At 56.4% G+C, this 5,531-nt stretch carries 4 protein-coding genes; all 4 read left to right on the top strand.

The window, feature by feature from the left end:
• Positions 1–95 precede the first annotated feature (95 nt).
• Positions 96–1,730 (top strand): hypothetical protein, encoded by a 1,635-nt coding sequence (locus VMW13_10995; GenBank protein ID HUV45339.1) that lies wholly within the window; start codon positions 96–98, stop codon positions 1,728–1,730.
• Positions 1,731–1,767: 37 nt separating this feature from the next.
• A complete protein-coding gene (locus tag VMW13_10990) occupies positions 1,768–3,090 on the top strand; it encodes an oligosaccharide flippase family protein (GenBank protein ID HUV45338.1) in 1,323 nt (440 codons plus the stop codon).
• Positions 3,087–4,601, top strand: a complete 1,515-nt coding sequence (locus VMW13_10985) for a class I SAM-dependent methyltransferase (GenBank protein ID HUV45337.1) — start codon at positions 3,087–3,089, stop codon at positions 4,599–4,601. Before VMW13_10990 ends, VMW13_10985 begins: the two co-directional genes overlap by 4 nt.
• Positions 4,582–5,531 (top strand): glycosyltransferase family 4 protein (locus tag VMW13_10980; GenBank protein ID HUV45336.1); only part of this gene is annotated, 950 nt, incomplete at its 3' end. The genes VMW13_10985 and VMW13_10980, both read left to right, overlap by 20 nt.

Genomic DNA, 5,531 nt, shown 5'->3' with positions numbered 1-5,531 from the left:
AAGTGTAGCTGCGACCGGAGCGGGCTACCTGATGGGTATGTTGAAACGGTGAGATGACCAGAACGAAACGGTGGACACCACAACACGTGTCTCTTTTGCTAACGGCCATAGCCCTCCTGCTGTGGTCGCACAGCATTGTCTCTGCCAGATTTGAGATTGGCTACTTCGGGCTGATTCACGGTCTGCCGGTGAGCTTTTTCCTGGCCCTGGCCGTCCTCACCACTGCCTCCGGCGTCCTCTGGGCCTCCCGCGAACCCAGTAACGGGCTAATGGCTTTGCAGCTATTGATACTACTATCAGCCCTGTGGCTTATCCCTATCATAACCAGCGGCTCGGCGACATACGCCGACCACGCTTACCGGAACTTGGGAATTGCCGACTACATAGCCCAGGAAGGCCACTTCAGTCTTGACAGCTATTTCCAATGGCCGGGCGTGTTCATTATAACCGCGGTCCTCGGTATCGTGAGCACAGTTAACCTCGAACCAATACTGGACGCCATCCCTTTTATCATGCAGCTACTGTGCTTGCCCTTCCTCTACATATTCCTGCGCAACACCCTGGGTAAGCGCCGAAGCAACCTGTGCTGGGTGGGAGCCTGGCTTTTCTTTCTGGCCCGCTGGGTAGGCGATAGCCACCTGACTCCGGTATCGCTGGCGTACTTCCTGACTCTGGTGTTGTTGGCTCTGGTGACCACACCCCTGGCAAACCGGACATCCTCCCAGAAATTCGCTCTGTGGTCTCTGGCAATCATCACTTTCGCGGCGCTGACAATCACCCACCTGCCTACTTCCATCGCCGCACTTGCCATCATAGGACTTTTCAGCCTTGCGAAGAGAGACAGGATACTCGTATCCGCTACGGTAGTCTGCTTCCTCCTCCTGCTGGGGTGGGACTTCATGGGCAGCGGCTACATGATGGACAAGCTGGGTATAATCACGCCCGGCTCACTGGACTCGGTCAATGCGTTCAGCGGGACCGGCACTGTCTCCGTCGATGCCGGCGCCATCTTTGATAGGGAGGTCTTCTCTTTCTTCAGCGGCAGCGAATCACATATCACCATGGCCAAGTTAAAGCTCGGGTTTTCCGTGATGTTTGCCATGATTGGCCTCGTCGGTGCCATTTTCGCCTGCCGGACCAAGGCAAGACTGTTTCGTGCCATCCCTCTCCTGGCGATATCGGTTGCCCCACTCTCGATGTTTATCTTCTCCGGCAACTACGATTCGCTGCTGGGTAACCGAATCTACCTGTACTGCCTGCCGGGAATGGCTTTCTTCGGAGCAAGCCTGTTTGACACCAGGAAGAAGTGGGCGATTACTCTTCTTTGCATCTTTCTGATAATCGCGGCACCACTTCACGTCATATCGCTCTACGGGAACCAGGCGCAGGAGTACGTCCCGCCCGGTCAGGTTGCCGGGGTGCACTTCTTCCGGGAAACAACCAGCCTGGACCTTGGTGAACTGTCCGCCTTCCCCATGAGTCGTAGATACACGCACGAGAGACTTGAATTGATGGAGCAGGTCGATAACTACTCGCCACGTTATATCTGGTTTACACACCAGGACGGCCCGTGGTACGATGCCGTCCTGAACAACCAACGGCTTCTCGATGAGCACCGACAGTCGTTGTCCAGCAACCCAAACCATGGCCTGGTCTACGTCAATCCCGACTTCACTCTCTACACAAGGCAGGCCAGGATGCCCGAGGCGACAGATCAGGAAACACAATAATGGCCGATATCAGCAAGAGGGCCAGAAGGATTCGTGTATGACGGTCCCAATAAAGTGGATAAGGGAACTTCTACGCGTTTCGCTTTACCGAAACGCGGGCTATCTGATGCTGGCCTCCGGGGTCAATAGCCTGGCAGGCTTCGTCTTCTGGGCAGTGGCCGCCCGACTCTATCCGGCGGAGGGCGTGGGGCTGGCCGCGGCAGCAATCTCGGCAATAGGTTTGCTGGCCCTGCTGTCCACCCTGGGTATGGACTACGGCCTGATAAGGTTCCTGCCCGGCTCAGGTGACAAAGCAAAAAATATCCTTAACTCCTGTTTTACCCTCAGCGGTCTGGTATCAGTAGCCCTGGCCGTAATCTTCCTGGCGGGACTCAAGCTCTGGTCGCCCGCCCTGCTTCGAATCCAGCAGAACCCTGTGTTTTTCATCAGCTTTGTCATTTTTGCCCTGGCTGCCGTCTACAGGGTTTTCGCCGAGCGGACATTTATCGCCGGACGCAGGGCAGGATTTGCGCTTACCCAGGGACTGGTCTTCAACCTCCTGAGGTTCATCCCCCTGGTTGCCCTGGCACCCCTCTTCAACGTTTTCGGTATCTTTGCGTCCTGGGGAATCGGACTGGGCCTGGCGGTAATCGTGAGCATACCGTTCCTCATCCCTCGTGTCCAGCCGGGCTACCGCCCCGCACCGAAAATAGACAGGAAGTCAATAGGCAACATGATGCACTTCTCCTTTGCCAACTACGGCGCCAACATCTTCTGGGCAATTCCCATTCTGTGTCTCCCCTTGATGGTGGTGAACCTTCTCGGCGCGGAGGCGAACGCCTACTTCTATATCGGCTGGGCGCTGGGCTACCTGCTGGTGAGTATTCCGGTGACTGTCTCCTTCTCACTGTTCGCTGAGGGCTCACACAGCGAGGAACAGTTAGGCCACAACATCGACAGAAGCCTCAGGCTACTCCTGGTTCTGGTCCCGGTGATAGCCATCGTTTTCCTGGCAGGTGAAAGAGTGCTGGCCCTCTTCGGCAGCGCTTACGCGGAGAACGCCACCACCCTCCTCTGGGTCCTGGCCGTCTCCGCCATTCCGGTCGGTCTCAACCACACCTACTTCACAGTGAAAAGAGTGCAGAAGAGAATGCGGGGTGTCATTGGTCTGAGTGCGTTCATCGCCGTGGTAACAATGGTACTTAGCTACCTGCTTCTGCCCCGGGTGGGCATCATCGGAGCGGGGATAAGCTGGCTCATTCCCCAGGCCATTGTGGCAGTGGCAGTCACGCCATCGCTACTCCGATGGCGCCACCAATCAGTGGTCGGAATAGAGCAACAGCGCAGTCCGGCTTACAGGAAGGGGTTAATAGCGAATTGAAGAAGATCGCGGAAAGGCAGACAGTGGACCACCAGGTTGTGCTTGAACAGAATATCAGGCTGCACGAGACGGAAGCGTATTTCTACAACGCTACGCACCCGGAGGACTTCAATGTCTTTGAGCAGAAGCGATTAAAGCACCAGGTCAGGAAACTGGCTATGGAAGCCGGACCATCGCTGCCGGTCCTGGACCTGGCCAGCGGAACGGGAAACGTTTCCGACCACCTGAAGACAGTCGGCCTCAAGCCAATTGCTTGCGACCTGTCCCTGGATATGCTGAGAGAGAACCGGGCCGAATACAGGGTACGCTGCGATATTACGCGGCTGCCATTCAGGGACGGGTGCTTCGGGGCAGTAACAGCATATTCGGTATTTCACCATCTGCCCGACCCCGCCGGTACGATGGAGGAAGTGGGCCGCGTAGCCGCCGAACAGTGCGTGCTCTACTTCGACCATGACCACTTCCTGCCCCACGACAGCAGAACGCTGGGTGATTACCCGTTCACGGTATCCGACCTTCTCGGCTGGGTGCCCTGGCTGGTACTGCACCCGAAACACCTGAGGCGTCTCTTCCAGTATGCTCTGTGGGGGCGGAAAGTACACCTTCGGAATATCCGTGGACTGGACCAGGCGGAATCCCACGAACGGGTCGAACCCGAGAGGCTGGTGAAAATCCTGGAAGGTAAAGGGTTCCGCGTACAGCCTGGGCGTCATCGCGGCGGTAGCTACCTGAAGGCCTGGCGGGGAAAAGACCTCGTCCTTAAATCATACTACAAGACGCGTGAAGGTGCAGAAGAGCAGTCATCTGGTACTGAAAGATTCATCCTCCAGATTGCGGAGCTTGTCCGCACAATGCTTCATGAGCGATTTCAACCCCGCAGGGTTCTCGACGTTGGCTGCGCCGGGGGCGAACTGGTCTCGGTGTGGCGTAAACATGGTGTCGAAGCTTCCGGTGTTGATATATCTGACTATGCAATCAACCATCCGAGAGATGCGAAGATAGCCCGTCACTTGCATGTTGTGGACGTGGACTGCGAACGTCTCCCATTCGATGACGACAGCTTCGACGGGGCCACCGCCCTGGAAGTCCTGGAACACCTGAGACAGCCATCACTCCTGCTCAGTGAACTCGGGAGAGTTGTCAGAGATGATGGCTTTGTTTTTGTCACGACGCCGGCTCTCCCCTTCGAAACAAAACTATGGAGAACCCTCGGGATTCAGTCAAACCCCATGCATATCAACGTCCACAGCAAGAGATTCTGGGTGAAGTTCTTCGGCAAACACGGTTTTGGCTACTACGGTGAGTTGCGTAGCTTCATCCGTGAGGCTAATACTTTTGTTCCCGCCGATGCGCCCCTGCAACACTGGGTGCTGAGAACGGTCAGGACCAAGCTGGGCAGGATCGGTGAAAGAGTCAACATGAAGCTCAAGTGTCTGGTTCACACTGCGCTCCTTTTTCAGAACCATAAGGATAAAACAGGGAAATCGGAAGTTGTACCGACGTACCGGTAAGGCAGAGGAATTGAGAGTAGTCCATCTGGGAACAGGCTTCCTGCCGGTATCATCGAATGCCGACCGGTCGGTAGAGGGCACAATCTACGAACTGACCCGGCATCTCGTTAGTGCCGGTGCCGACGTGGCTATTGTTGACATAAAGCTAGCCCTGAGAACCCGCGGTGATACCGGTACCAGCTTCCACGAAGTCGGGTCATTGCCGCTACGTGGGTCCAATCTGTTCAGCTACTTCCTGAAGATTATCTGGTTTTCCCTGCGACTGCTCCCCGCGCTGCGTCGCCTGATGAAGGAAGGCGGGATTGACATCATTCACGCCCACAGCCAGTTCCCCAGCGCAACAGTACTGCTTGCTCGAAGGCTGTTCCGCTGGAAGGTACCGGTAGTCTATACGGCACACAACCCCTACCTGCTGGCTCCCCCCAGTCTCACCAACTGGCTACGGTACACGCTGATTGAGGGATGGGTGCTGAGGAGAGTCGACCGGGTGCTGGCCCAGACCGAAGCTGTGGGCAGAGAGCTGGGCCGGAGATTCCGGATATCACCGGAACGGATAGAGCAGGTCTTCGCCGGAATCGACCTGGCTGCGATTGACGATTTCATAGAACATCACCCGCGCCAGGAGAATGGACACCGGACGGTACTATATCCCGCCGTAATCAATCCCCGGAAGAACCAGGTGGCGGTCGTGCAATGCATACCTGATGTGGTGAAGGCATACCCCGAGTGCCGGTTCGTCTTTGCCGGTGCTATTGACGACAGGGCCTATTTCAGTGATATTCAGACGATGGTTCGCGAGCGTGACCTGTCGGAATACGTGGCGTTCACCGGTCAGCTACCCCTGGAAACACTATACCAGCAGTACCGGGATGCCACCGCCCTGGTCTTCCCCACCCTGTATGAGAGCCAGGGGAAGGTACTTATCGAGGC

Source organism: Dehalococcoidales bacterium, from assembly GCA_035529395.1.
Taxonomy (GTDB): domain Bacteria; phylum Chloroflexota; class Dehalococcoidia; order Dehalococcoidales; family Fen-1064; genus DUES01.
This window is presented reverse-complemented; position numbering and strand designations above follow the sequence as displayed.

Coding starts and splice junctions, on each gene's coding strand:
- VMW13_10990 (HUV45338.1), top strand. CDS start 1,768: ATGACGGTCCCAATAAAGTGGATAAGGGAACTTCTACGCGTTTCGCTT.